This window comes from Streptomyces sp. NPDC036813, assembly GCF_055609245.1.
Genome location: NZ_JBVJPV010000001.1, coordinates 759,341 through 785,518 on the forward strand (window position 1 = coordinate 759,341; position 26,178 = coordinate 785,518).

24 protein-coding genes and 1 tRNA gene are annotated in these 26,178 nt (G+C 73.9%); 12 read left to right on the forward strand and 13 right to left on the reverse strand.

What is annotated here, in order from left to right; genetic code table 11:
* Window positions 1-2 precede the first annotated feature (2 nt).
* Entirely contained in the window at window positions 3-1,406 is a 1,404-nt protein-coding gene (locus tag ACZ67Q_RS03275) for a glutamine synthetase family protein (protein WP_471175636.1), read from the reverse strand.
* 135 nt (window positions 1,407-1,541) lie between these two features.
* On the opposite strand from ACZ67Q_RS03275, the gene ACZ67Q_RS03280 reads away from it, so the two are divergent.
* Window positions 1,542-2,405: a Cof-type HAD-IIB family hydrolase gene (locus ACZ67Q_RS03280; protein WP_471175638.1), complete on the forward strand. Its 864-nt coding sequence runs from the start codon at window positions 1,542-1,544 to the stop codon at window positions 2,403-2,405.
* A gap of 4 nt (window positions 2,406-2,409) precedes the next feature.
* Here ACZ67Q_RS03280 and ACZ67Q_RS03285 read toward each other — a convergent pair whose 3' ends face one another.
* Window positions 2,410-3,030, reverse strand: a complete 621-nt coding sequence (locus tag ACZ67Q_RS03285; RefSeq protein WP_471175640.1) for a class I SAM-dependent methyltransferase — start codon at window positions 3,028-3,030, stop codon at window positions 2,410-2,412.
* A 206-nt stretch (window positions 3,031-3,236) separates the two neighbouring features.
* On the opposite strand from ACZ67Q_RS03285, the gene ACZ67Q_RS03290 reads away from it, so the two are divergent.
* The gene (locus tag ACZ67Q_RS03290; RefSeq protein WP_471175642.1) at window positions 3,237-4,481 is read left to right on the forward strand and encodes an amidohydrolase; all 1,245 of its coding nucleotides are present in this window, start codon (window positions 3,237-3,239) and stop codon (window positions 4,479-4,481) included.
* 63 nt (window positions 4,482-4,544) lie between these two features.
* Here ACZ67Q_RS03290 and ACZ67Q_RS03295 read toward each other — a convergent pair whose 3' ends face one another.
* The 4 genes from ACZ67Q_RS03295 to ACZ67Q_RS03310 form a co-directional block, all read right to left on the reverse strand.
* On the reverse strand, window positions 4,545-5,210 hold the full coding sequence (locus ACZ67Q_RS03295; RefSeq protein WP_471175644.1) for an endonuclease: 666 nt from the start codon (window positions 5,208-5,210) through the stop codon (window positions 4,545-4,547).
* Window positions 5,207-5,539, reverse strand: coding sequence for a DUF3140 domain-containing protein (locus ACZ67Q_RS03300; protein ID WP_471175645.1), 333 nt, complete (start codon window positions 5,537-5,539; stop codon window positions 5,207-5,209). Before ACZ67Q_RS03300 ends, ACZ67Q_RS03295 begins: the two co-directional genes overlap by 4 nt.
* 50 nt (window positions 5,540-5,589) lie before the next feature.
* Complete coding sequence (locus ACZ67Q_RS03305) at window positions 5,590-6,069, reverse strand: Dps family protein (protein WP_471175647.1); 480 nt, start codon at window positions 6,067-6,069, stop codon at window positions 5,590-5,592.
* A gap of 181 nt (window positions 6,070-6,250) precedes the next feature.
* The gene (locus ACZ67Q_RS03310; RefSeq protein ID WP_471175649.1) at window positions 6,251-7,075 is read right to left on the reverse strand and encodes an alpha/beta hydrolase; all 825 of its coding nucleotides are present in this window, start codon (window positions 7,073-7,075) and stop codon (window positions 6,251-6,253) included.
* A 134-nt stretch (window positions 7,076-7,209) separates the two neighbouring features.
* Here ACZ67Q_RS03310 and ACZ67Q_RS03315 point away from each other — a divergent pair, with 134 nt between their 5' ends.
* The 3 genes from ACZ67Q_RS03315 to ACZ67Q_RS03325 all read left to right on the forward strand — a co-directional run bounded on the left by ACZ67Q_RS03315 (window position 7,210) and on the right by ACZ67Q_RS03325 (window position 11,026).
* Complete coding sequence (locus ACZ67Q_RS03315; RefSeq protein WP_471175651.1) at window positions 7,210-8,397, forward strand: thiolase family protein; 1,188 nt, start codon at window positions 7,210-7,212, stop codon at window positions 8,395-8,397.
* A 171-nt stretch (window positions 8,398-8,568) separates the two neighbouring features.
* Window positions 8,569-10,080 (forward strand): long-chain-fatty-acid--CoA ligase, encoded by a 1,512-nt coding sequence (locus tag ACZ67Q_RS03320; protein WP_471175653.1) that lies wholly within the window; start codon window positions 8,569-8,571, stop codon window positions 10,078-10,080.
* A gap of 172 nt (window positions 10,081-10,252) precedes the next feature.
* The gene (locus ACZ67Q_RS03325) at window positions 10,253-11,026 is read left to right on the forward strand and encodes a sulfite exporter TauE/SafE family protein (protein WP_471175655.1); all 774 of its coding nucleotides are present in this window, start codon (window positions 10,253-10,255) and stop codon (window positions 11,024-11,026) included.
* Here ACZ67Q_RS03325 and ACZ67Q_RS03330 read toward each other — a convergent pair.
* Window positions 11,023-13,350 (reverse strand): ATP-binding protein, encoded by a 2,328-nt coding sequence (locus ACZ67Q_RS03330; protein ID WP_471175657.1) that lies wholly within the window; start codon window positions 13,348-13,350, stop codon window positions 11,023-11,025. The two genes, ACZ67Q_RS03325 and ACZ67Q_RS03330, sit on opposite strands and share 4 nt — an antisense overlap.
* A gap of 301 nt (window positions 13,351-13,651) precedes the next feature.
* Between ACZ67Q_RS03330 and ACZ67Q_RS03335 the strand changes: the two genes are divergently transcribed.
* Both ACZ67Q_RS03335 and ACZ67Q_RS03340 read left to right on the forward strand, forming a co-directional pair.
* On the forward strand, window positions 13,652-14,368 hold the full coding sequence (locus ACZ67Q_RS03335) for a DUF4232 domain-containing protein (protein WP_471175659.1): 717 nt from the start codon (window positions 13,652-13,654) through the stop codon (window positions 14,366-14,368).
* A gap of 248 nt (window positions 14,369-14,616) precedes the next feature.
* On the forward strand, window positions 14,617-15,366 hold the full coding sequence (locus ACZ67Q_RS03340) for a cobalt-precorrin-6A reductase (protein ID WP_471175661.1): 750 nt from the start codon (window positions 14,617-14,619) through the stop codon (window positions 15,364-15,366).
* On the opposite strand, the gene ACZ67Q_RS03345 is transcribed toward ACZ67Q_RS03340, so the two are convergent.
* The 3 genes from ACZ67Q_RS03345 to ACZ67Q_RS03355 all read right to left on the reverse strand — a co-directional run bounded on the left by ACZ67Q_RS03345 (window position 15,353) and on the right by ACZ67Q_RS03355 (window position 17,335).
* Complete coding sequence (locus tag ACZ67Q_RS03345) at window positions 15,353-15,823, reverse strand: hypothetical protein (RefSeq protein WP_471175663.1); 471 nt, start codon at window positions 15,821-15,823, stop codon at window positions 15,353-15,355. The genes ACZ67Q_RS03340 and ACZ67Q_RS03345 overlap by 14 nt on opposite strands.
* 147 nt (window positions 15,824-15,970) lie before the next feature.
* Window positions 15,971-16,744, reverse strand: a complete 774-nt coding sequence (gene cobF / locus ACZ67Q_RS03350) for a precorrin-6A synthase (deacetylating) (RefSeq protein ID WP_471175665.1) — start codon at window positions 16,742-16,744, stop codon at window positions 15,971-15,973.
* A 48-nt stretch (window positions 16,745-16,792) separates the two neighbouring features.
* Window positions 16,793-17,335, reverse strand: a complete 543-nt coding sequence (locus tag ACZ67Q_RS03355) for a DUF309 domain-containing protein (protein ID WP_471175667.1) — start codon at window positions 17,333-17,335, stop codon at window positions 16,793-16,795.
* A gap of 103 nt (window positions 17,336-17,438) precedes the next feature.
* On the opposite strand from ACZ67Q_RS03355, the gene ACZ67Q_RS03360 reads away from it, so the two are divergent.
* A tRNA-Pro gene (locus ACZ67Q_RS03360) sits at window positions 17,439-17,512 on the forward strand.
* A 110-nt stretch (window positions 17,513-17,622) separates the two neighbouring features.
* Here the strand turns inward: ACZ67Q_RS03360 and ACZ67Q_RS03365 are convergent.
* Window positions 17,623-18,387 (reverse strand): IclR family transcriptional regulator, encoded by a 765-nt coding sequence (locus ACZ67Q_RS03365; protein ID WP_471175669.1) that lies wholly within the window; start codon window positions 18,385-18,387, stop codon window positions 17,623-17,625.
* Window positions 18,388-18,799: 412 nt separating this feature from the next.
* Between ACZ67Q_RS03365 and ACZ67Q_RS03370 the strand changes: the two genes are divergently transcribed.
* On the forward strand, window positions 18,800-19,645 hold the full coding sequence (locus ACZ67Q_RS03370) for a class I SAM-dependent methyltransferase (protein ID WP_471175671.1): 846 nt from the start codon (window positions 18,800-18,802) through the stop codon (window positions 19,643-19,645).
* A gap of 64 nt (window positions 19,646-19,709) precedes the next feature.
* Here the strand turns inward: ACZ67Q_RS03370 and hutH are convergent, their stop codons facing one another.
* Window positions 19,710-21,263, reverse strand: coding sequence for a histidine ammonia-lyase (gene hutH / locus ACZ67Q_RS03375; protein WP_471175673.1), 1,554 nt, complete (start codon window positions 21,261-21,263; stop codon window positions 19,710-19,712).
* Window positions 21,264-21,505: 242 nt separating this feature from the next.
* On the opposite strand from hutH, the gene ACZ67Q_RS03380 reads away from it, so the two are divergent.
* On the forward strand, window positions 21,506-22,309 hold the full coding sequence (locus tag ACZ67Q_RS03380; protein WP_471175675.1) for an IclR family transcriptional regulator: 804 nt from the start codon (window positions 21,506-21,508) through the stop codon (window positions 22,307-22,309).
* A gap of 25 nt (window positions 22,310-22,334) precedes the next feature.
* Here the strand turns inward: ACZ67Q_RS03380 and hutC are convergent, their stop codons facing one another.
* Window positions 22,335-23,090 (reverse strand): histidine utilization repressor, encoded by a 756-nt coding sequence (gene hutC / locus ACZ67Q_RS03385; RefSeq protein WP_471175677.1) that lies wholly within the window; start codon window positions 23,088-23,090, stop codon window positions 22,335-22,337.
* A gap of 283 nt (window positions 23,091-23,373) precedes the next feature.
* Between hutC and hutU the strand changes: the two genes are divergently transcribed.
* Window positions 23,374-25,050: a urocanate hydratase gene (gene hutU, locus ACZ67Q_RS03390; protein ID WP_471175679.1), complete on the forward strand. Its 1,677-nt coding sequence runs from the start codon at window positions 23,374-23,376 to the stop codon at window positions 25,048-25,050.
* Entirely contained in the window at window positions 25,047-26,051 is a 1,005-nt protein-coding gene (hutG, locus tag ACZ67Q_RS03395) for a formimidoylglutamase (RefSeq protein WP_471175681.1), read from the forward strand. The genes hutU and hutG overlap by 4 nt, the downstream gene beginning before the upstream one ends.
* The last annotated feature ends 127 nt before the right edge of the window (window positions 26,052-26,178 follow it).

A 26,178-nucleotide genomic window follows, 5' to 3' on the forward strand; every position in this document is an offset into this window, starting at 1 on the left:
GGTCAGTACCGCCACCGGTAGGCGGCGGCGACCTGCGCGTCGTCCAGTCCGGCCACGGCGGCGACCTCTCCTTCGCGTACGGCGATCACCGCGTCCGCGAGGACCGGGCCGAACGCCTCGCGCAGCACCGTGTCCGCCCGGAACCGGTCCACCGCCTCCGTCAGGGACACCGGCAGCCGGTGCACGTCCCGCTTCGCCGCCTCGTCGGCGGGCAGCAACGCGGGGTCGCCGGTGACCTCTTCGGGCAGCACGGCGCCCGAGGCCAGTCCGTCCAGCCCGGCGGCGAGCAGTGAGCCCAGGGCGAGATAGGGGTTCGCGGCCAGGTCGACGGGCTTGACCTCGACGTTCGCGTCCGACGCGCGGCGGCCCGCCATGCCGGCGATCATCCGCAGGGCGCACTCGCGGGTCTCCAGGCCCCAGGCGGTGTACACCCCCGCCCACTGCGAGGGCTTCAGCCGCAGATAGCTCGCGGGGCTCGGCGCGGTCACCGCCGTCAGGCCGGGCAGATGGCCGAGGAGGCCCGCCGCGAAGGACTCGCCGTCGGCCGTCATGCCGTACCGGCCCTCGCCGCCCGTGTGCAGGTTGGTCCCGGCCCGCCACGCGGAGAGGTGGACGTGTCCGCCGTTGCCGACGCCCTCGGCGAGCACGGCCGGCGCGAACGACACCCGCAGCCCGTGCCGCCGGGCCACCGTGCGGATCGTGTGCCGCACCAGCACGCTGCGGTCGGCCGCCGCCACCGGGTCGAGGGCGCCGACCGAGATCTCGAACTGCCCGGGGGCGTACTCGGGGTGCAGCTGGTCGACGTCCACCCCCTGGGCGTGGCAGGCGGCCAGCAGATCGGCGAGGTAGTCGCCCAGCTCCACCTGCCGGTCGGCGCCGTAGGCAGGACCGGTGGCGGCGGGCACGAACGTCCCGTCCGGCGCCGACGCCGACCCCACCGACCACTCGATCTCGATCGCGGCGCGGAAGGACAGCCCGTGCGTGCGGGCGGCGTCCGCGGTGATCCGGCGCAGGAAGGTCCGGCTGCACCCGGGATGCGGCTCCCCGTCCTGCGTGATCCGGTCGACGGGCGCCCACGCCCAGCCCGGCCGGCCTGCCAGCACCGTCAGGTGGTCCAGGTCGGGGAAGAGCCGCAGATCGCCGTCCGGGGAGCCGAGCACGTCGGTGGTGGCGATGCCGTCACCCGCCAGGAACGTGTCGAACACCGGGGACATCCCGACACCCCACGCCGCCGCCGAGGCGAGCTTGGCGGGCGGGACGGTCTTGATCCGGGTGACACCGGCGGTGTCGACATACGCCAGGACGATCCCGTGCACGCCCCGGCCGGACAGCTCACCGGCCAGCGCGGTGGCCCGTTCGACGTCGCCGGGGCGTCCGCCGGGGACGGGATCGGCAAGGGTGGTCATCGCATCCTCCTCGTCGCACCGGGCGTCGCCGCCTCATTGTGCCGTCCGGTGATCACGCTGTCCCGGGAATCGGGACAAGGGCGCGCGGACGCCTCCCGTAGGGTGGAAAGGACGCCCCCCGACCGGAAGCAGGACATGCCCTACAGCAGCGCCCCCCTGGTCAGCACCCCCGAGCCCCGCTCCGGTGACGCCCCCGCCGACATCCGGCTGATCGTCACCGACATGGACGGCACGCTCCTGGACGACGACAAGCGGGTCCCGCCCGGCCTGTGGCGCACGCTGGAGCTGCTGCGCGAGCGGGGCGTGCTGTTCAGCCCGGCGAGCGGACGCCAGTACGCCACCCTCGCCAGGCAGTTCGCGGACGTCGCCGACGGCATGGTGTTCATCGCCGAGAACGGCACCTACGTCGTGCGCGACGGCGTCGAGCTGAGCTCCGACCCGCTGCGGCGGGAGGCCGCCGTCGGCGTCGTCGGCGCGGCGCGCCGTCTCGCGGCCGGCGGCGTCGACGTCGGCGTCGTGCTGTGCGGCAAGCGGGCCGCGTACGTCGAGCGCACCGACGAGCCGTTCCTGGCCGAGGTGCGCAAGTACTACGCCGAGCACCGCGTCGTGCCGGACGTCACCGCCGTCGACGACGACTTCATCAAGGTCGCCCTGTACGACTTCGGCTCCGCCGAGCACGGCACCGCCCCCGGGCTCGCGGAGTTCACCGACACCCACCAGGTCGTCGTCTCCGGCGAGCACTGGGTGGACGTGATGAACCGCACCGCCGACAAGGGCGCCGCCGTCCGCCGCCTGCAGCGCGAGCTGGGTATCACACCGGCCCAGACCATGGTGTTCGGCGACTACCTCAACGATCTGGAGATGCTGGACGCCGCCGAGTGGTCCTTCGCGATGGCCGGCGCCCACCCGGAGGTCGTCCGCCGCGCCCGTCACGTGGCCCCGTCGAACAACGACAACGGCGTCCTGCGCACCATCGCCCGCGTCCTGCAGCTGCCGTAGCCGTTCAGCCGGCGATCCGGCCGACCAGCACGAACTCGTTGTAGGGGAAGAGACCGCCGACGGCCCGGGGGAAGGGGAAGGAGTACGTCCGTGCGACGGCGATGCCCGCACGCCGCGCGTGCCGGTCCAGTTCCTCGAAGCCGACGAAGCGCACATGCGTGGCGTCGGTCTTGTAACCGGCCTCCTGCGGCGTGATCAGAACGACCGACCCGCCCGGCTTGACCAGCGGCAGGTACTGCTCCAGCACGCTCTGGGCGAGGTCCTCGTCCATGTGCTCCAGGACGTGCGCGCACAGCAGGCTGTCGAACGAGCCCGGACCGCACCCGGGTGCCGCGGCCAGCTCCTGGGGCGTGTACGCGGTCAGCCCCCGCTCACGGCACATGGCCACGGAGTGCGCGTTGTGGTCGACGCCGACGCTGTCGGGTCCGCAGTTCAGCAGGTTCCGGCCGAGCCCGCAGCCCACGTCGAGAACCCGGCCGAGGCGCAGACGCCGCAGATTCCACCGGTACGGGGCCTGGGTCGGCAGCAGCCGTCGGATACCGGCCTTCTCCAGCCGGGCGAGCCGCTGGGTGTAGCCGGAGGATGCTGTTGCTGAGCCAAGAGCTTCGTCCTGGACTCCGGACATCGGTGACCGCCGTCCTTTCGGGTTCGCACAGGTGATCTCTGCCACAACCTATGACGCGGAGCGGACGCCGCACGGAAACGAATCGGCCATTCTCATATTTTCACCTCGCCGTCACTTGCGGTACCGGCCGCGCGAGCGCGGGGGTCTGGAGCCGGGCCGGTCCGGCGGTCGAGAATCGCGGCAGCCGATCACGAGGAGGCAGCAGCATGATGGATCCGGCCGCCGTGGCCCGACTGGCGCGCGAGGTGACCGACGCGGTGAAGGCCGCGGAGCTCGAGGGCTTCTACCGCGACCTGCACCGCCATCCCGAGCTCGCCTTCCAGGAGCACCGCACCGCGGACAGGCTCGCCGCGCGGCTGCGCGCGGCCGGATACGCGGTGACGGAGGGTGTCGCCCGCACCGGCGTGGTGGGGGTGCTGGCCAACGGCGACGGGCCGGTGGTGTGGCTGCGCGGCGACATGGACGCGCTGCCGGTGAGGGAGGCGACCGGGCTGCCGTACTCCTCGACCGTGGACGGGGTGATGCACGCCTGCGGTCACGATCTGCACGTCACCTGGCTGGCCGGGGCGGCCGAGGCGCTCGCGGCGGCCCGCGCCGCCTGGTCCGGCACGCTCGTCGTGGTCGGCCAGCCCGCCGAGGAGAGCGGCGGGGGAGCGGGCGCGATGGTCGCGGACGGCCTGCACGAACGCTTCCCGCGCCCCGACGTCCTGTTCGGCCAGCACGTCGCCCCCGGCCCGGCCGGGTTCTATCCGCACACCCCCGGCCTCACCATGTCCGCCGCGGACGACATCGACGTCGTCGTGCACGGCGTCGGCGGCCACGGCTCACGCCCCGAGTCCACCGTCGATCCCGTCGTGACGGCGGCGTACATCGTCACCCGGCTGCAGAGCGTGGTCGCCCGCGAGGTGGCCGCGAAGGAGTCGGCCGTGCTGACGGTGGGTCAGTTCCACGCCGGCACCAAGCACAACATCATCCCGGACGAGGCCCGGCTCGCACTGAACCTGCGCACCCAGAACACGGCGGTACGCGAACGCGTGCTCACCGCTGTCCGGCGGATCGTGGACGGCGAGTGCGCGGCGGCCGGCTGCCCGGTCCCGCCCGAGGTGACCGTGCACCAGGGCTACCCGAACACCGTCAACGACGCCGCCCTGGACACCGAGATCGCCTCGGTCCACCGCGCCCTCTTCGGCGAGCACACCGTCTTCGACTTCGGCCCGGCCATGGGCAGCGAGGACTTCTCCCTGCTGGCACCGAAGGGCGTGCCGTACGACTACTGGTACGTCACCTCGACACCGGCCCCGGTGTGGGAGGCGGCCCCCGGCGAGGAACTCGCCGAGAAGTTCGGCAACGTCCCCGGCAACCACAGCCCCCTGTTCGCGCCCGACCCGGCGGTCCTGGTGCCGGGCGTCCAGACCCTGGTCGCGGCGGCCCTCACCCGACTGGCGACCTGAGCGGAACGCGCGGGCGGCGGCCCGGGACCACTGTCCGCACGGGCCGCCGCGCGCTGCACGGGCTCAACCTCCCTGAACCCGTCGCCGCACGTCCTCCACGACCGCTTTGTCCAACGCGGCCCGCACCAACGCCGCGGCCAGCACCGCCGTGTCCACATCCCCCGCGAGCCGCACCAGCTCACCGGGGTCCTCCGGCAGCCCGAGCCGCGCGGCGCCCTGCAACGCCTTGGCGTCCAGCAGCGGCCCGACCTCCGCCCACACCCGCTGCACCTCCCGCAGGAAGATGTCCGCGCCGGCCGGCCCCACCCCCGGGACCTCCTGCAACAGCCGCCGCAGCGCGTCCGTGTCCCCGCCCGCCTCCTGGCGCAGTCGCCGCAGGTCCCCCCGCCAGCGCGACACGACCAGCTCGGCCCCGTCGCCCAGCATGGTCGCCGTGCGCTCGTCGTAGCGCCGGTAGCCGCCTCGCCCCAGCGCGTCGACCCGCGCCTGCCAGTCCGCCTCGGCCATCCGGCGCGGGTCGCGCAACCCGGCGGCTTCCAGCTCGCGCGCGGCGGCGACCGCCGCCGAGGCCCGGATGCGGGCGCTGAGCAGCATGGCCAGTACCAGGAGCCGGTACAGCGGCTGCGGGGTGTCCCGCAGCCGGATGCCGGCCTCCTCGGCGTACGTGCGCCCGTGGGCGCGCACCAGCTCCCGTACCAGCTCCGGCAGCGCGCGCCGGTCGTCGCTCATGGCTTCAGCGGGTCGTGTCCGATCGTCATCAGCCGGTGCCGGCGGCGGGTGTCCGCGGCCTCCGGCTCGTTCTCGACGTCGGCCTCCTCGTCCACCGTCTCGACGACCTTCCGCATCACCCGCAGGTCGTCCCGTGTGAGGTCGGTGCGCCGCTTCTGCAGGATGGCCAGCACGTGCTGCCCGGTCGGGCTCCCCGCCTCCTCCGGCAGGGGCTCGGTGTCCTCGGCGGCGTCCCGCACTTTCAGCCAGGCGGCCAGCTCGGCGGAGGTCATGTTCACCGCGCGGTGGAAGTCCTCCCACAGTGCGTCGAGTTCGAGGGCGTCGGTCATCAGCTGCCCCTTTCGTTGCGTTGCATGGCGTACGGGGTTCGCGTGCCCGGTCAGTCCCGCGGGAAGTTCTCCGCATCGAACATCCACCGCTGTTTCTCCAGCTCGGCGGTGATGCCGATGAGCAGGTCCTGGGTGACCGGGTCGGGCTTGTCGGTGGCCTCGATGCGGGTCCGCAGCCGGGTGACGGCCTCGTCGAGGGACCGCACCATCAGCCCCACGACCTCCGTGTCGCGCAGCCGGCCCTCCTTCGCGCCGGGCAGCCCGTAGGCGGCGGCGACGGTCTCGGGGCGGCCGTCCGGTGTCACACCGAGTGCCGCGGCACGCTCGGCCACGGTGTCGGCGAAGCCGCGCGCGGCCGAGACCACCTCGTCCAGCTGGAGGTGGATCGAGCGGAACCGCGGCCCCACGACGTTCCAGTGGGCCTGCTTGGCCACCAGTGACAGGCCGAGCAGGTCCACCAGGGTCTCCTGCAGAGCCTCGCCGGTGACTCGGCGGGCGTCCTCGGGCAGCGTGCTCCTCACCACGGTCATGGCTCGCTTCTCCTCCTCACGTCGTTCTCCGGAGCGCGGAGCAGCCCGGCACGCATTTCCCGCAGGGTCCGGCCCCGGCGGCAGCGTGCCGCAGCCACCCCATGGGCGCGCGGGTGCCCGTGCCTCAGGGCAGGCAAACCGCGGCACCGGGGGAGGCGTCCGGGATGCGGCCCGAGCCGTCTCAGGACGTGAGCACCCGGTCCAGGAACCCGGTGACCTCGGCGAACACCTCGTCCCTGTGGGTCTCGTGGAAGACCTCGTGCCGCGCGCCGTCGTACACCCGCTCGGTCGGCCCGCCGTCCCCGGCCAGCCGCTCGACGCCGACCCGGCTGCCCGGCAGCGGGACGAGCCGGTCGTCGTCGCCGTGCAGCCACAGCACCGGCAGCCGCCCCACGTCACCGCCCTTCGCCACGGTCTCCAGCGTGCGCACGAACGCCTCGAGCGTCGGCCGCTTCATCGGCCCGTGCCACACCAGCGGGTCCGCCGCGTACGCCGCTCCCACCGCCGGATCGCGGGAGAGTGCGGCCGGGCTGATCGGGATGTCCGGAATCTCGCCGTGCCGCTCGGCGTGCGCGAGCAGCCGCTCCGGCGTCTCCCACGTGCCGATCACCGGCCCGGACAGCACCAGTGCGGCCAGGTCGTCGCCGTACCGCTGGGCGTAGCGGGAGGCGATCAGGCCGCCCATGGAGTGGCCGATCAGCGCCACCGGCAGCCCGGGGTGTGCGGCCCGCGCCAGGAGGGCCACCGCGTGCACGTCGGTGACGACGTCCTCGAAGTCCTCGATCACCACCCGCTCGCCCGCCGACCGGCCGTGCCCGGTGTGATCCGGCCCGTACACGGCCGCGCCATGCTCCAGGAGTGCGTTCGCGAGGCCCTCGTAACGCCCGATGTGCTCGCCGTAGCCGTGCACGACGAGGGCGAGGTAGCGGGCGCGCGGGTTCGGCCACTCGCGGGCGACGATGGTGCCGCGGGTTCCGGTCAGGACGTGCTCGCGGGAGTCGGCCATGTCTCCTCCGCCGGGTGGGTGCAGCTGGCAAGGGGGGATCTTCCCAGGGAGCGGTCCCGCGGTCTATAGTCCAAAACTAGCAGTGCTAATTAAGAGCTCGCTGGTCCACAGCGCCGTCGGTCAGGAGTCCTCAGTTGCGTCCCGTCCACTTCGCGGCCGCCCGTCGCACCCCCATCGGCAAGCTGCGCGGCGCGCTGTCCTCCGTCCGCCCCGACGACCTCGCCGCCGCGGTGATCCGCGGTCTGGTCGCCGACGTCCCCGCCCTCGATCCCGCCCGGATCGACGACGTCTACTGGGGCGCCGCCAACCAGGCCGGCGAGGACAACCGCAACGTCGCCCGCATGGCCGCCCTGCTCGCGGGCCTGCCCGAGACCGTCCCCGGCGCCACGGTCAACCGGCTGTGCGCCTCCGGCCTCGAAGCCGTCACCGCCGCCGCCCGCACGATCGCCGCGGGCGAGGCCGATCTCGTGATCGCGGGCGGCTCGGAGTCGATGAGCCGCGCCCCCTTCGTCCTGCCCCGCCCCGACGAGGCCCTGCCGCACCGCATCGAGACCCACGACACCCGGCTCGGCTGGCGGCTGGTGAACCCGGCGATGAAGGACCTGCACGGCCTGCTCTCCATGGGCGAGACCGCCGAGGAGGTCGCCGCACGGTACGGCATCAGCCGCGAACGGCAGGACGAGTTCGCGCTGCGCAGCCACCAACGCGCCGCCGAGGCCCGCAAGCTGGGCCACTTCGACGACGAACTCCTGCCCGTCGAGCGTCCGGACGGCACGGTCGTCGACGCCGACGAGTGCGTCCGCGAGGACACCTCCTACGACAAGCTCGCCCGCCTCAAGCCCGTCTTCCGGCCCGGCGGCACGGTCACCGCGGGCAACGCCTCCCCGATGAACGACGGCGCGGCCGGCCTGATCCTGGCCAGCGAGGAGGCCCTGAACGAACTGGGGCTCGAGTCCATGGGCCAGTACGTCGCCGGCGGCTCCGCAGGCGTCCACCCCGACGTCATGGGCATCGGCCCGGTCCCGGCCACCCGCAAGGTGCTCGCCCGGGCCGGCTGGAGCATCGGCGAGGTGCAGGAGGCCGAGTTCAACGAGGCGTTCGCCGCCCAGGCCCTCGCCTGCGTCGACCAGCTGGGCATCGACCCCGACGTGGTCAACGCGAGCGGCGGCGCCATCGCGCTGGGCCACCCGCTCGGCTGCTCCGGCGCCCGCATCCTGACCGCCCTGCTGCACCGCATGCGCCGCACGGGCGCCGAGCGCGGCCTCGCCACGATGTGCGTGGGCGTGGGTCAGGGCAGCGCGGTGCTGGTCGAGAGGCACTGAGCACGGCGGCCCCGACGGACGGGCCCAGCGGTCCCGTTCGACGGGGCACAGCGGTCCCCTCGGGGCCCTGAGCGCAGCGCACGCGGCTCCGCAGCAAGGAGCCGAACGGGGGCTCCCCTGTCTGTCAGGGGATCCGGTAACAAGAGCCGCAAGGAATCGGAGCGACACTCCATGGCAACCCTCTCCCTGGCCGTCATCCTCGCCGAGAACGCCCGGCGCCGTCCGGAGAAGACCGCCCTGATCGAGGGCGAGCGCCGGCTGACCTTCGCCGAGGTGTGGCGGCAGGCGCTGGCGCAGGCCGGCGCGCTGGCCGGGCTGGGCGTGGCGCCGGGGGACCGCGTCGCCCTCATGGCACCCAACACCGCCGAGTTCCCGCTCGCCTACTACGCCGTGGCCGCGGCCGGCGGGGTCGTCGTCCCCGTGCACCTGCTGCTGTCCGCGCCGGAGGTCGAGCATGTACTGCGCGACAGCGGCGCCACCCTGCTGCTGGTCCACCCCGCGCAGGCGGAGACCGGGCGGGCCGCCGCCGAGGCCACCGGCGTGCGGGTGGTCACCCTCGGCGAGGAGTTCGACAAGCTGGCGGCGAACGCCGAGCCGCTCCCGTCGTACGTCACCCGCGCCGCCGACGACCCGGCCGTCGTCTTCTACACCAGCGGCACCACCGGCGTCCCCAAAGGCGCCGTGCTCAGCCACTTCAACCTGGTGATGAACGCGACCGTCAACGCCTTCGACGCCAACGACATCCGCCCCGACGACATCGCGCTGGGCGCGCTGCCGCTCTTCCACGCCTTCGGGCAGACGGTGTCGATGAACTCCACCTGGCGGGCGGGCGCCACCCTCGTCCTGCTGCCCCGCTTCGACGCGGCGCGCGCGATCGAGCTGATGGTGACGGAGCACGTGAACACCTTCCACGGTGTGCCCACCATGTTCGTCTCGCTCGCCGCCGCGGCCGCCGACGCGCCGGCCCTGCCCGAGCTGCGGGTGTGCATCTCCGGCGGTGCCTCGCTGCCCGTCGCGGTGCTGGAGCGGTTCGAGGCGGTGTTCCGGGCGCGGATCCACGAGGGGTACGGGCTGTCGGAGACCTCGCCGACGGCCACCGTCAACCAGCCCTGCTTCGGCACCAGGGCGGGCACCATCGGACATCCCCTGTGGGGCGTCGACGTGGAGATCGCCCGCGCCGAGGTCGAGGGCCGCATCGACCTGCTGCCGCCCGGTGAGCTGGGCGAGGTCGTCATCCGCGGCCACAACGTCTTCTCCGGCTACCTCGGGCGCCCCGAGGCGACCGCGGAGGCCGTGGTCGACGGCTGGTTCCGCACCGGCGACCTCGGCACCAAGGACGAGGACGGTTTCCTGCGGATCGTCGACCGCAAGAAGGACGTCATCATCCGCGGCGGCTACAACGTCTACCCGCGCGAGGTCGAGGAGGTCCTGATGCGTCACCCCGACATCGCGCAGGTCGCCGTGATCGGCCTGCCGGACGAGCTGCACGGCGAGGAGGTGTGCGCGGTCGTCGTGCCGGCGCCGGGCGCCTCCCCGGACGTCGCCTCGCTCACCGCGTGGTCCAAGGAGCACCTGGGCCGGCACAAGTACCCGCGGCGGGTGGAGTTCGCCGACGCGCTGCCGCTGGGGCCGAGCATGAAGGTGCTCAAGCGGGAGCTGCGCACGCAGTACGCCGGGGGCTGAGGCCCGCGGGGTGAGGGCGCCCGGTGCCCGGGCGCCCGTAGGTGAGGGTGACGGGCGAGCTGGTGCCCGTAGGTGAGGGCGACCGGTGACCCATGGCGAGACGCGATCGGTGGCCACCTGGCGAGACCCGGCTTCTGCGCACCGGATGTCAGGACATAGCATCGGTGGCCGCATGGACACGATGACGTTGTGGCACATATCCGGCTGGGGGTTCGCCGCGCTCGCCTTCGCGGCGCTGCTCGTCGGCTTCTCGAAAACCGCCGTGAGCGGGGCGAACACGGTCAGCCTCGCGATCTTCGCAGCGGTCCTGCCCGCCCGCGCCTCCACCGGGGTACTGCTCCCGGTGCTGATCGCCGGGGACGTGCTCGCGGTGCTCACCTACCGGCGGCACGCCCACTGGCCCACGCTGTGGCGGCTGTTCCCGGCGGTGGCGGCGGGCGTGGTGGCCGGCACCCTGTTCCTGATGTGGGCAGGCGACGGCATCGTGCGGATCTCGATCGGGGCGATCCTGCTGGTCATGGCGGCGGTGACGGTGTGGCGGCGGCGCACGGCCGAGCAGGCGGCGCAGCCGGACGCGGTCACCACCCGCGCGGGCCGCCTGAAAGCCCGCTCCTACGGCGTCCTCGGCGGCTTCACCACGATGGTCGCGAACGCGGGCGGCCCGGTGATGTCGATGTACCTGCTCTCGGCCGGCTTCCGGAAGCTGGGGTTCCTGGGCACCTCTGCGTTCTTCTTCCTCATCGTCAACGTCTCGAAGGTGCCCTTCAGCGCCGGCCTGGGCCTGATCGACGGCCGCTCGCTGGTGCTGGACGCGGCGCTCGCGGTGTTCGTGGTGCCCGGTGCGCTGTTCGGCAAGTGGGCTGTGCACAGGATCAACCAGAGACTCTTCGAGCAACTGGTCATCGCCGCCACGGTGGTGGGCGGACTGCAACTCCTTCTGCGTTAGGCGCTCCCCGTGCGCCGGGCGGTGCCGGCTCCGGTTTCGTCGAGGGCGGCGAGTGCGGTGGCGGCCTCGGCCCGGCGCGGGCTGCGCAGCGCGGCGAGGGCGTCGCGGGCGGTGAGCAGCGTCTCCCGCGCCTCGAGGTGCCCCACCGCCGCGAGCACGTGGCCCAGGTCGAGACGGGCCCCTTCGGTCCAGGACGGCATGTGCGCGGCCTCGAAGGCCGCGAGAGCCTGTCGCAGCGGCTCCTCGGCCTCGTGCCAGCGTTTCAGGGCCGCCAGGTCGTTGCCGATCTGCTGCCGGGCGACCGCGTGGTACACCGTGATCAGCTCCGTCGTCCGCCCCGGGACCCCCGCCCGGCAGATCCGCTCGCAGCGGCGGTGGATGTCCAGCGCCTCGGCCGCCCGGCCGGTCTGGCGCAGCAGGGCGCCGAGCGTGTTCAGAATCGTCAGCTCGCCCAGCCGGCCCTGCGGTGACTCCTGGGACGCGAAGCGCTGGGCCCCCTCGCGCAGGCGCGCCTCGGCCTCCTCCATACGGCCCAGCCGATGGAGTGCGCCCGCGCCGTAGCCGAGCGCCCAGCCCTCCTGAAGCCCGTCCCCGCACTCGCGGGCCGCCTCCAGCGCGGCGTCGGCTCTCGACAGGGCGGCCTGCGGGTCGTGCACGCACAGGTTGTAGGCCCAGGCCAGGTAGTTGAGGTGCACCGCCTCCTCCCGCCTGCTGCCCAGCAGCCGGGCGGAGTCGGCCGACCGCTGGAACACCTCCACCCACTGCTCCCAGTGCTGGTTGAGATCGGAGAACCAGTGCATCGCCTCCGCCGTGTCCAGCACCTGCCGGTGCCGGCCGGTGCCGTGCGCCCGGCGCAGTGCGGCGAGCCACTGAGCCCGCTCGGCCTCCAGCCAGGCCCGTGCCTCGTTGCGGCCGGTGGGCGCCGTGTCCGGGTCCGGGTCGTCCTGCGGCACGGTCCGTTCGTGCTCGACGTCGAAATGCAGCGCGGCGGCGGTGGCCCGGCGCAGCATCCAGGACGCGGTCCGGTCGAGGGCGGCGTCGCGGGCCTCTGGGCCGTCCTCGGCGTCGACCTGCTCGGCCGCGTAGAGCCTGAGCAGGTCGTGGAAGCGGTACCGCTCGGCTGCGGCGTCGCTCTGCAGCAGCCCGGCGTCGGTCAGTTCCTCGGCGCAGGCGACCGCCTCGTCGTAGGACAGGCCGGCCAGGAGCGCGGCGGTCTCCGGGCTGAAGTCCGCTCCGGCGGCCAGCGCAGCGCGCCGCAGCAACGTCCGTGACTGCGGCGGCAGTTGCCGGTAGGAGAGCGCGAAGGCGGCACGCACCCGCAGACTTCCGGCCTGCAGACCGTCCAGCCGCCGGCCTTCGGCGGCGAGGCGGGCGACCAGCTTCCCGAGCCGTTCGTGCGGCCGGCTCAGGAGCCGCTGGCCGGCGATCCGGACGGCCAGCGGCAGGTGCCCGCACAGGTCCGCGAGGTCGCGCGCGGCCTGCGCCTCAGCCCCCACCCGGTCCGGGCCGACGATGCGGGTCAGCAGTTCCACCGCCTCCTCGCGCCGCAGCAGGGCCAGATCGGTGCGGTGCACGGACTCCAGACCGGCCAGGGTGTGGCGGCTGGTGACCAGGGTCAGGGACGGCCCGGTGCCGGGCAGCAGGGGACCGACCTGGGCCTCGTCGACGGCGTTGTCCAGCAGCAGGAGCATGCGCCGCTCACCGGCCAGGGACCGCCACAGACCGGCGCGGTCGTCGGTGCCGGCCGGGATCGCCGCGTCGGCGACCCCCACCGCGCCGAGCAGCCGGGCCAGCGCGTCCCGGGGGCTGGTCGGCTCGGGATCCATGCCGTGCAGGTCCAGCGCGAACTGCCCGTCCGGGAAGTGCGGGGCGAGGCGGTGCGCGGCGTGCACCGCGAACGCGGTCTTGCCGAGGCCGGGCTGTCCGGCGATCACGGTGACCGCCGGCCGGGCCGGATCGGTGTCCAGCGCCAGATCCAGCAACCGGGCGAGGGCAGGCCCGCGGGCGGTGAAGTCCTGGATGTCGCGCGGCAGCGCCAAGGCTCCGGGACCGGCCGGCCCTGCGGACGTCCGGGGGCGCGGCCGGCCGCGGGCGGCGGACCTCTCCAGGCGCGCCGCCTCGTCGTCGTCCAGCCCCAGCGCGTCGGCCAGTGCCTGCACCGTACGGCGCTGCGGCCCCCGGGTACGCCCGCGTTCCATGTCGGCCAGGGCCCTGACACTCACCCCGGCCGCATGGGACAGTGCCTCCTGGCTCAGCCCGGAGCGCACTCGCAGGTTCCGCAACTGCTGCGCGAAGTCCCCAGCCAAAGGTGTGCCGTCGCGCACCGTGGATGTCCCCGTTCGTCCGGCTCGTCCGGTCACGAGCCCCCGGCAGAAGTATCGCCGACGGTACTTCTGCCGGGAGAACCGCCTGGGCGACACCGACCGGAAATGGTCGACTGAAGGCCGACGCGGAACGCCCCTCCCTCACCTGCGGGAGGCCACGGATGGCGATCCGCGCGAGTTCGCGCCCGCCTGCCGACCGGCCACCGGCCCGGCAAGGGCGACCGACCACCTCGAAAACCGGCAGACCACATCGGCCGACGGCAGCACGCCGCGGCCCCGCACCACCTACGGGGGACTTTCCATGAACACTCCGCGTCACCGCACCACGCTGCTCGCCGTCGCGGGCACGGCCCTGGCCCTGTCGCTCACCGCCTGCCAGAGCGATGCGGACAGCAAGTCGTCGTCCGCGCCCACCACGTCGGCCACGGTGGCGTCTTCACCGGCCGCCGCCGCGTCGACGGCCGACAAGGGCACCGGCGCGTCCGACGTGACGGGATCGACCGACTCGGCGGGTTCGAAGAGTTCGGCCGGTTCGAAGGGGTCCGCCAAAACCTCCACGGGTTCGACCGGCGCGACCGGCGAGCAGGCGAAGGCCTCCACGCCCCTGTGCACCGCGGGGGACGTGCGCGTCACCGCCGCCCGGCAGGACGGCCCGCCCTACACCCACATCGTCCTCACCGCCAAGAACACCACTGGGCACTCCTGCCGGCTGACGGGCTTCCCGCACATCCAGTTCCTGGAGAGCCACAAGCAGGACGTCCCCTCCGTCACCAAGAGCAAGCCGGCCGCGCCGGTCGTGCTCACGGCCGGCGCCCCGGCCTACGCCCTGGTGAAGCTGTCGGACGGCGGGGTCGACGAGGACAACGAACCCGTGTCGGCGTTCTCCGTCATGCTGGAGGGCGATTCCACGGTCATCGCCGTCACCGCGCCGGGCAGCGAGGGCATCGCGGTCGACCCGGCCAAGGCCCTCACCGGCTACTGGACCCCGGAACTGCGCAACGGCGCGGACGACTTCTGAGGTCGCCCGGCGGGGACGACGTCCCCGAGCGGCCCTGAAGGGCCACGGTCGCACCGGCGTCGGAGCCACGGCTCAGGCCCACGCCGGTGCGCCCGCGACTGCTCCGCCCCACGCCGGTGCGCCCGCGACTGCTCCGCCCCACGCCGGTGCGCCCGCGACTGCTCCGCCACCGGCGACGGCGCCGCGGAAGGGATACGGCGGCAGAGTCGATGACCTGCCCGGACCCGGCACCTCGTACCCTCGACGCCATGCCGACCCCGCACGTCCTCATCCTCGGCGGCACCACCGAGGGCCGCCGACTCGCCGCCGTCCTCACACAGCGGGCGGGAGTGCGGGTGACCACCTCGCTGGCCGGGCGGGTGACCCGGCCACAAGCGGTCGACGGCGAGGTACGCGTCGGGGGGTTCGGCGGCGCGGAGGGGCTCGCCGGGTGGCTGCGGGAGCAGGCGGTGAGCGCGGTCGTCGACGCGACGCATCCCTTCGCCGCCGGCATCACCGCCAACGCCGCCGACGCCGCCGCGCTGACGGGCGTACCGCTGGTGGTGCTGCGCCGGCCGGGCTGGTGTCCGGCCCCCGGCGACCGCTGGCACACCGTCGGATCGCTGGAGGCGGCCGCGCGGGAGCTGCCCCGTCTCGGCCGCCGGGTGTTCCTGACCACGGGCCGCCTCGGCCTCGCCGCCTTCGCCCACCTGGCGGACACCCGCTTCGTCGTACGGTCCGTGGAGCCGCCCGAGCCTCCGCTGCCGCCGCTGCTCGAGGTGATCCTGGCGCGGGGCCCGTTCACCGTGGCCGACGAGACGGCGCTTCTCCGGGAACATCGCATCGACGTCCTGGTGACCAAGGACAGCGGGGGAGAGGCGACGGCCGCCAAGCTCACGGCCGCCCGCGAGCTGGGCCTGCCGGTCGTGGTCGTGCGCCGTCCGCCGCTGCCGGAGAGCGTGACGGCGGTGCCGGACGTGGCGGGAGTGCTGGAACGGCTGGGGCTCAGCCGCGGGTGACCGAGGCCCGCATGCGGTCGAGGGCTCGCAGGATCTCGGCGCGGTTCTTCGCGGACGTCACCCACGAGGGCAGGCGGGCGACGATGGTCATCTTCCGTCCGTGTTCGTACCAGGGCGCGTGCTCCCGCAGACCGGCGGCGACGAACCGGCGGATCTGGTCCAGGTGCTCCAGGTTGTAGGCCCACAGCGTCCCGTGCCGGGTGCGGGCCGTCAGCCACAGGCGGGGCCCGAAGCGGCGGCTGCCACAGCGGGCCGTGGAGGAACGGGGCCCGGTCCGGCACAGTCCACAGCAGCGGCACACGATGCGGGGCCCCGGCGGGAGGCCGCCGTCCGCTGCCCGGGCGCCCCTCGTGAAGTGCGCGAGATGCCGGCAACGGGGGCACCGGACCAGCACCGACGAGCTGTAGGCGCCGTACGCGGTGCCGTGATCGCGGAAGCGGACCGGGGCGGGGGACATGCCGCGAGCATCACCGGCGTGCCGCCCGCCCGCACCCGAATTGTCAGGCGGCCGCCGCTCGTGCCGTTTCCGCCGCTCGCTGGGGCAGCCCGTTGCTCAGGTCCGCCACCAGGAGCCGTTCGGCACACCGCGGACCGGGCGGGTGCCTCAGACGTCCTTCGGATTGCGGCGCAGCAGATACGTGTCCATGATCCACCCCTTGCGCTCGCGCGCCTCGGCCCGCAGCCGCTCGATGCGCGGCGCGGCCTCGGCGACCGGACCGGAGACGAGGATCTCGTCCGGGGTGCCGATGTAGGCGCCCCAGTAGATGTCGATGTCCTGGTCGAGGTACTTCCGGAAGGCCTGATGAGCGTCCAGCATCACGACCACGTCGTCCACCCCGTCCGGGAAGCCCTCCGCCAGCCGCCGCCCGGTCGTGATCTGCACCGGCCGCGCCACCCGGTTCAGCCCCGTGCGGTGCCGGGCCACGAGCGAGGAGACGCTGCTGATGCCGGGCACGACGTCGTAGTCGAAGGCGACCGCGCCCCGCTCGAGCACCTCGTCCAGGATCGCGATCGTGCTGTCGTAGAGCGCCGGGTCGCCCCACACCAGGAACGCGCCGGTCTCCTCCTCGCCCAGCTCCTCGGCGATCAGCCGCTCGTAGATGCCCGCGCGGGCGCTGCGCCAGTCCCCGACGGCCGGCGAGTACGCGGCGCCGCCCGCGCGGCGGTCCCGCTCCGGGTCGCGCGCTTCGGCCACCCGGTAGCCGCCCTCGGGTATGTGCGCCTCGAGCATGTCCCGGCGCAGCTGGACCAGGTCGTTCTTCACCTCGCCCTTGTCGAGGACGAAGAACACGTCCGTGGCGCGCAGCGCCTTGACCGCCTGCAGGGTCAGCTGGTCGGGATCGCCGGCACCGATCCCGATGACATGAATCTTTCGCACGCTCCGAGTCTGCCGTACGCCACCGACAGTGACCGCACCGCCCGCCGGTCAGCGCAGCCGGGGTGCCCGCTCCCGGGCGTCCACGGGCCCGCCGCCGGCCTCCACCACGGCGGCCAGCTCCCGTGCCCAGGCCGCGAGAGAGCCCAGCTCCATGCCGTACGGCCGTCCCTCACCCGTGTCCGCCGCCCACTCCTCGACGGCGCCCGCGCCGCGCCGCAGTAGCCGCGCCCCGCCGGTGGCGTTCCCGCGCGCCGCGTGCGTGAGGCCCACCGCGAGCTGGGCGAGCCCCCGCCACAGGGTCCGTTCCCGCTCCGGACCCGACTTCCAGGCGTCCTCGAACACCTCGTGCGCGTGGAACGGCTTGCCCTCGTCCAGCAGCGCCTGTGCCTCGGCCACGGACTCCTCCGGGGCGCGCACCACCCCCTCCGGCTGCCGGGCCACGCCCGGGGTGCCGTAGGGCAGGGGCCGGCCCAGCCCGTCCCGGGGCCGCGCGTTGCGCGCCCGCCCCTCGCCGTCCCGGTCCCGGGCCCCGCCGCCCGCCCGCGGCGCGAAGGCGCCGTCCTCGGATGCCGTGCCGCTCGTGCCTGTCATGCCTCGATTGTCCCGTGCCGTCGGCGCCCCCTTCGGCCCAGCCCCCGGTGTGGGGTAAAGTGCTGTTCGCGCGATCACGCGGACACCCGCGGATCGGCGCGGCCGGGACGTGGCGCAGCTTGGTAGCGCACTTGACTGGGGGTCAAGGGGTCGCAGGTTCAAATCCTGTCGTCCCGACTTTGCGAAGTCGCAGGTGAAGGGCCGTTTCGGAGAGATCCGGAGCGGCCCTTCATCCATGCTGGGGGATCCGTGTCACGCCACCCACCGCAAGGCCCGGAGCGCGGGCGTCAGCCCGCCACGCCACCCACCCGGCGGGTCAGTTCGCGGGCGACGCGGCCCACCTCCTCGGCGATCCGCAGCCGCTGTGCCTCGTCGACCTCGCCGCCGGGGAAGGTGACCGCCACACCCGCGATCGGGTGGGCGCTGTGGTCCAGCACGGCGGCGGCCACCGAGGAGAAGCCCGTGGTGATCTCGTCCTCCTCCGTCGCGTAACCACGCGCGCGTACCTCCGTCAGCAGGTGGCGCAGCGCCGACAGCGACGTCGGTCCGAGGTCGTTGCGGCGCACGAACGTCGAGGCGTCCGGGAACAGGGCCCGCACCTGCGCCGCCGGCAGACGCGCCAGGACGGCCCGGCCGCTGGCCGTGAGGTGGGCGGGCAGCCGTACGCCCACCTCGGTCACCAGCGGTGGACGGCCGGGAGCGCGTTCCTCGATCACATAGATGACCTCGCGGCCGTGCAGCACCGCCAGGTGCGCGTTGTGCCCGGTGCGGTCCACGAGCCGGGCGAGCGGCACCCTGGCCAGGCGCTCGAACGGCGCCTGGCGGCTGTACCCGGAGCCCAGTTCGAACGCGCTGACCCCGAGGCCGTACCGCCTCTCCTCCGGCAGATGCACCACGAACCCCTCACGGGCGAGCGTGTCGAGCAGGTGGTACGTGGTCGACCGCGGCACGCCGACGTCCCGGCTGATCGCCGCGGCCGGCACGGGCCCGGCCTGCCCGGCGAGGTAGCGGAGGATGGCGAGGACCTGGGCGGCGGCTGGTACGACGGACATGGCGCGAGACTACGTCCGTCCGGGCCGTGCGGACGGACACGCTCCGCGCCGTCTTGGATGCGAGACGGATTGCCCGGAGGGGCCGTAGCCGCACGTCTGTGACCTGCGGTTCGATGGAGGCCATGGAGTCCATGGCAGGGATCGACCCCCGGTGACGGTGCCGCAGGCGGGCCGTGGCGGGCCCGCCGCCCGGAGCGGGCGTCCACACCAGCGTCCCTCACCTGCGCCCGACGCCTGGTGCGCCCTCGCCGAGGGGACGCGGCCTCGCGGACGGCGCTGAAGGACGCACGACGCGGGGCGGGCACCGCGGCGGGTGGGCGGGTCGGCGGGGCAGCTGGCGGAAATCCCTTCCCGGAGGCGAACCCGTCCCGGTCCGCCTTCGCGCACGTGCCGGCGTCGCTACGATGCGTGCATGACCGCCTACGAACCGGGAACAGCCGACGAGGAGAACGCACCGGTGGTGCGGGAGGTCTACGGACCCGTGGACCTGAGTTCGGTGCCCGCGTTCGCGGGCGGATTCATCAACTTCGGTGACTGGCAGGGGATGTCCCTCGAGCATCCCCTGAGCACCGAGGACCGGGTGCGCAGCGAACGGAACCTGTACCGGCGTGTGTTGCGGGCCCTCGCACCCGAGGCCGGGCGCAGCCGCGCCGTCGAGATCGGCTGCGGGCTCGGGCTCGGCGGGGTGCTGGCGCTCAGCGAGTTCGGGTGCGCGGCGGTGACCGGCGTGGACGTCCACCCGGAGCAGCTGGCGCGTGCCCGCGCAGCCCATGCCGACCTGCTCGCCCGCGACCCGCGGCGGCTGCGGTTCGTCCGCGGCGCGGCCGAGCGGATGCCGTGTGGGGACGGTGAGTTCGACCGTCTGTACTCGGTCGAGGCCGCGCAGCACTTCCGTGATCTGACCGCCTTCGCGTGCGAGTCCGCCCGCGTGCTGGGCCCGGCCGGACGGCTGGCGGTCACCAGCTTCTTCGTGCCCGACGCCGACCCCGCGAAGGCCGCGGCCCTCGCCGAGCGCCTGGACAGTTTCGCGACCGGCCTGGACCAGCCGCACCCGCTCCCCACGCTGCTCGGCGCCCTGCGCGCCGCGGGCTTCGCCGACGTGTGCGCCGAGTCGATCGGCGAGCACGTCTGGCCCGGCTTCGACCACTTCCTCGCCGGCGTCGACCTGCCCGCCGGCTGGCCGCGCAACTTCCTCGGCGCGTACCGCGACGGGCTCCTCGACTACTACGTGATCACGGCCCGCCGCCCTGCCGACTGAACGCGCGCGGCCCCGGTCCGCCAGGACGGCGGGCCGGGGCGCGGGCACGGTGGTCCCGCGTGGGTCACGCCAGGGTGCCCACCGCGGCCTCCGCCCGGGACACGGCGGCGCCGGAGGAGACGTAGGCGAACGTGGCCTCGATCTCGGGCGCCAGCCAGCGGTCGGGGCCGGGTCCCGCCACGACCTCGCGCAGGCCGTCGCGCACCGCGGCCGTGCCGGGCGCGGCGTCGAGCGGGGAGCGCAGGTCGAGGGCGCGGGCGGCCGTGTACAGCTCGACGGCGAGGACCCGGGTGAGACCGTCCACGGCGCGGCGCAGCTTGCGCCCGGCGGACCAGCCCATCGAGACGTGGTCCTCCTGCATGGCGCTGGAGGGGATCGAGTCGACGGACGCCGGCGCGGCGAGCCGCTTCAGCTCCGAGACGATGGCGGCCTGCGTGTACTGGGCGATCATGTGTCCGGAGTCGACGCCGGGGTCGTCGGCGAGGAACGCGTTCAGCCCGTGGTTGCGGGCCGTGTCCAGGAACCGGTCCGTGCGCCGCTCGGAGATCGACGCCAGGTCCGCCACCGAGATGGCGAGGAAGTCCAGTACGGCGGCGACCGGCGCCCCGTGGAAGTTGCCGTTGGACTCCACCCGCCCGTCGAGCGTGACGACGGGGTTGTCGACCGCGCTCGCCAGCTCACGGGAGGCGACGAGCTCGGCGTGCGCCAGCGTGTCCCGCACGGTGCCGTGCACCTGCGGCGAGCAGCGCAGCGAGTAGGCGTCCTGCACGCGGGTGCACTCGGGACCCCGGTGGCTCGCCATGATGCCCGAACCGGCGAGCAGCGACCGCAGGTTGGCGGCGCTGTCGGCCTGCCCGGGGTGCGGCCGCAGCGCCTGGAGGTCGGCGGCGAACACCGCGTCCGTGCCGAGCTGCCCCTCGACGCTCATCGCGGCGGTGATGTCGGCGACCCGCACCAGGCCCCGCAGGTCGTGACAGGCGAGGACGAGCATGCCGAGCATGCCGTCGGTGCCGTTGATGAGGGCGAGCCCCTCCTTCTCGCTGAGCACCACCGGGCTGATCCCGGCCTCGGCGAGCGCGTCGGCGGCGTCGCGCAGTGCGCCGTTCGCGTCCCGCACCCGGCCCTCGCCCATCACGGCGAGCGCGCAGTGCGCGAGCGGTGCGAGGTCGCCGGAGCAGCCGAGCGAGCCGTACTCGTGCACCACCGGCGTGATCCTGGCGTTCAGCAGCGCCGCGTAGGTCTCGGCGACCTCGACCCGCACCCCGGTACGGCCCGTCGCGAGCGTCGACAGACGCAGCAGCATCAGCGCGCGGACGACCTCGCGCTCGACCTCGGGCCCGGAGCCCGCGGCGTGCGAGCGGACCAGGCTGCGCTGGAGCTGTGCGCGCAGCGCGGTCGGGATGTGCCGGGTGGCCAGGGCCCCGAACCCGGTGGAGACCCCGTAGTGGGGCACCGCGTCGTCCGCGAGGCCCTCGATGACCTCACGGCTGCGCGCGATCTCCTTCAGCGCGTCCTGGGCGAGTACGACGGGTGCGTCGTGGCGGGCCACCGCGACGACGTCTTCGGGGGACAGGGGACCGACATTCACTTCCACGTTCATGACTCCATGAACTCCCATGTCAGCGCCGCGCCGCGACGGTCTCGGCGGAGTTGGTGTCCGGTATCCCAGACGTTTCGCCGACCGTCGCTGCGGCTCCGGCGCGCAGCCGCGGACGCAGCCACAGCGCGTACACCGAGCCCAGCAGCGCGAGCCACGCCGCCGGGGAGGAGCGGGCGGGAGGTGCCTGCCTGCGGCCCTCGGCGGCCCGATCGCGGCCCCTGTATATTCCTGTATAGACAGGAGGGTCAAGAGGTGGACCAATGACCGGACACGCGACCACATGGAGCAGCACTTCGCCCGCCGTCGGGCGCGCGCTCGACATCCTGCTGCATCTCGCCGGCCGCTCCCGGCCCGTACGGGTCGCCGCGCTCGCCCGTGACCTGGGCATACCCCGCTCGTCGGCCTACCACATACTGAACGTCCTCGTGGACCGCGGCTTCGTGTCGTACGTGCCGAAGGAGCAGGCGTACGGACTCGGGGTCGCGTCCTTCGAGATCGGCTCGGCCTATCTGCGCCACGAGCCGCTCGAGCGGCTGGCGCGGCCCGTCCTGCGCACGCTCGCCGCGCGCCTCGGGCAGACCGTCCATCTCGGAGTCCTGTACGGCGCCGAGACCGTCTACCTGCTCAAGGAGCGGCCGCCGAGCGGGTGGTCGGCGGACGTGGACGGAGCCCTCGTCACCGACATCGGCGTACGCCTGCCCGCCCATCTGACGGCCAGCGGACGGGCCGTCCTCGCGTACTCGCCACCGGCCCAGGTCCGGGCGCTCTTCCCGCGCCCCGGGGATCTCGTCACCCGCACCGGCAAGGGCCCCCGCTCGCTCACCGAACTGCTCGCGCTGCTCGCGCAGGACCGGGAGCGGGGCTGGTCGGAGGAGGTCGAGCTGGTGTCGGAGGGGTTCCGCTCGGTGGGGGTCGCGGCCTTCGACCACAACGCCCTGCCGGTAGCCGCGCTCAGCAGCACCTGGCGGCGGCACTACTCACGGCACGACGAGGAGTACGTCCGCGACGTGCTCCGCCAGGGGGCGGCGCGGCTGACGACCGCCGTGTCGGGCCGGGCGCCCTGAGCGGTCGCAGGGGAGTCCGGCGCCCTCAGCGCGCCTCGAACGTGCCCTGCAAGCGGTAGCGCGACCCGGGATGCAGCAGCCGCGCGACGCTCACCAGCGCGTCGTGCGACCAGGTGCGGCGCTGGATCAGCAGGCACGGCTCGGACCGCCCGCTGCCCAGCAGGGCGGCCTCCTCCGGCGACGGCAGCACGGCCTCCACGATGTGCTCGCCCCGGTCCAGCGGCGCGACCTCGGACAGGAACGCGTTCGGGGTGCGCCGCGTGAAGTCCTGGTCGAGGTAGCCGGGCGCGAACCGCGGGTGCACGTACCGGTCCTCCAGCTGGATCGCCACGTCGTCCTCGACGTGCACCACCCGCGAGTGGAAGACGGTGCGCCGCGCGCCCAGCCCGAACTGGGCGACCAGGTCCGGGCCCGCCTCCTCCTCGCTCAGCTGGAGCACCCGTGCCCGGTGGCGGTGGCCGCGGCGGCGGACCTCCTCGGCGATGTCGTGCACCTCGACCAGCGCGGACGTGCCCTTGCCCCGGGCCACGAAGGTGCCCACGCCCATGACGCGGCGCAGCACCCCCTGCGTGCTCAGCTCCCTGAGCGCCCGGTTGATCGTCATGCGGGACAGCCCGAGCGACTCCACGAACCGGTTCTCCGAGGGCAGCGCGTCCCCCTCGCGCCACCGCCCGCTGGTGATCTGCTCGGTGACGAGGTCCTTCACGCGCTGGTACGCCGGCAGCGAGCCGGCGGTCCGCTCGTGGTACAGCCGGGCCAGCTCCGCATCCCTTGCGGTCAAGCCGCTCACCGTCCTCGTCGCGTGTTCGGGTCCGGCCGGAATTCTAGGCCGCGGCCCCGTCCGCGCCCCGGTGCGCCTGCCCTCTTGCGAGCGGCGTTCCCGGCCGCCCTCACGCCGTAGCCGTCTCGGATGCGAGAAAGCGGGACCGGGGAGCTGGTTCCGAACCGCCGCCTCGCCTGTCATGGAAGGTGTCGCCCCGGCCTCAGCTTGTCGGCAACATCCCCCTTCCGCCTGTTCGGCTCGCCCTTCGGCCTGCCCGGACGCGACTTCCCCTGGAGGCACCATGACCGGCGTTTCCCCTGACTCCCGCACCATCCGCGCCCCCCGCGGCACCGACCTGAACTGCCTCGGCTGGCAGCAGGAGGGCGCGCTCCGGATGCTCATGAACAACCTCGACCCGGAGGTCGCCGAACACCCGGAGAACCTCGTCGTCTACGGCGGCACCGGCAAAGCCGCGCGCGACTGGCCCGCGTACGACGCCATCGTGCGCACCCTGAAGACGCTGAAGAACGACGAGACGCTGCTGGTGCAGTCCGGCAAGCCGGTCGGCGTGATGCGCACGAACGAGTGGGCGCCGCGCGTGCTGCTCGCCAACTCCAACCTGGTCGGCGACTGGGCGAACTGGGAGGAGTTCCGCCGCCTGGAGGCCGAGGGCCTGACCATGTACGGCCAGATGACGGCCGGTTCCTGGATCTACATCGGCAGCCAGGGCATCCTCCAGGGCACCTATGAGACGTTCGGCGCCGTCGCCCGCAAGAAGTTCGGCGGCAGCCTCGCCGGGACGATCACGCTCACCGCGGGTCTCGGCGGCATGGGCGGCGCCCAGCCGCTCGCCGTCACCATGAACGAGGGCGTCGCGATCTGCGTCGACGTCGACCCGACCCGGATCGAGCGCCGGATCGCGCACCGCTACCTCGACATCGCCGCGAAGGACCTCGACCACGCCCTGAGCCTCGCCATCGAGGCCAAGGAGGCGGGCCGCGCGCTGTCGATCGGCCTGGAGGGCAACGCCGCCGAGGTGTTCCCGCAGCTGCTGCGGATGGACGCGCCGATCGACATCGTCACCGACCAGACCTCCGCCCACGACCCGCTGTCGTACCTGCCCATCGGGGTGAGCCTTGCCGACCGGCACGAGCTGGCGCAGCGGGACCCGGCCGCGTTCACCGAGCGCAGCCGCTGGTCGATGGCCCGGCACGTCGAGGCCATGGTCGGCTTCCTGGACAAGGGCGCCGAGGTCTTCGACTACGGCAACTCCATCCGCGACGAGGCCCGCAAGGCCGGCTACGAGCGCGCCTTCGCCTTCCCCGGCTTCGTCCCGGCCCACATCCGCCCGCTGTTCGAGGAGGGCCTCGGCCCGTTCCGCTGGGCCGCCCTGTCCGGCGACCCGAAGGACATCGAGGCCACGGACAAGGCCATCCTGGAGCTGTTCCCGGACAACGACCACCTGCACCGCTGGATCAGGCTGGCGGGCGAGCGCGTCGCGTTCGAGGGCCTGCCCGCCCGGATCTGCTGGCTCGGCTACGGCGAACGGCACCGCGCGGGCCTGAAGTTCAACGAGATGGTCGCCTCCGGTGAACTGTCCGCCCCGGTCGCGATCGGCCGCGACCACCTCGACTCCGGTTCGGTGGCCTCGCCGTACCGCGAGACCGAGTCGATGCTCGACGGCTCCGACGCCATCGCCGACTGGCCGCTGCTCAACGCGCTCGTCAACACCTCCTCCGGTGCCTCCTGGGTGTCCGTCCACCACGGCGGCGGCGTCGGCATGGGCCGCTCGATCCACGCCGGCCAGGTCTGCATCGCCGACGGCACCGAGCTGGCTGCCCAGAAGCTGTCGCGGGTGCTGACGAACGACCCCGGCATGGGAGTCATCCGGCACGTCGACGCCGGCTACGAGCACGCCGCCACGGTCGCCAAGGACCGCGGGGTGCGCATCCCGATGGCGGAGACGGACGAGAAGTGAGCGGCACCCTGAGCACCTCGCGGACCCCCGTCGTCGACGTGCCGCCCGCGCCCTGGACGGGCCGCGACGACGGTCCGGGCGCCGACACCCTGCGCTGGCACCACGCGGTCGTACCGGACTCGGGCGCGACCCACGACGAAGGCGCCGCGTACGACGCCGCGTTCGTCGGTTTCTCCTGCGACGAGGGGGTCCGTCGCAACCAAGGCCGCCGGGGCGCGGCGGATGGTCCCTCCGCACTGCGCCGCGCCCTGGCCTCCATGGCTCTCCCGCACCCGCTGCGTGCCCTGGACGCGGGCGATGTCGCCGTCACCGACGGCGACCTGGAGGAGGGCCAGCGCCGGCTCGGCCGGGTGGTCACCCCGCTGGTCGACCGGGGTGTCCCCGTCGTCGTGCTCGGCGGCGGTCACGAGGTCGCCCACGGCAGCTACCAGGGCCTGGTCGCGAGCCGCGCGGTCCGGGGCGGCGCGCGGATCGGGGTGCTGAACCTCGACGCCCATTTCGATCTGCGCGACGATCCCGTGCCCAGCTCCGGCACCCCGTTCCTGCAGATGGCGCGGGACGAGGCCGGGCGTGGACGGGCGCTGAACTACTGGGTGCTGGGCATCAGCCGGCCCAGCAACACACAGCGGCTGTTCCGCACGGCGGCGGGGCTCGGGGTGCGGTATCTGCCGGACACCGACTGCGGGCCGCTCGACCGGCCCCGGACCGACCGGTTCGTGGACGAGTTCCTCGCCTCGTGCGATGTGGTCCACCTCAGCGTCGACCTCGACGTCCTGCCCGCCGGCACGGCGCCGGGCGTCAGCGCGCCGGCCGCGTACGGGGTCGCGATGGAGGTCGTGGAGCGGGTCTGCGCCCGGGTCGCCGCCGGCGGCAAGCTGGCGCTGTGCGACATCGCCGAGCTGAACCCGGGGCTCGACGCGGACCACCGCACGGCGCGCGCCGGGGCCCGGCTGATCCACACGGTGCTGACCGCACGGGAGGGCGCCCAGTCCGGGACGTGACGTCCCGTCACCGGTCGGCGCTCGGCTTTCCGGGACGTGACGACGTCCGGTGGCCGTTCGGCACACGGCTCGCCGTGCGGGCCCGCACCCGGGGATGGTCCCTCACGGCATGATCGCGGTGCCGTTA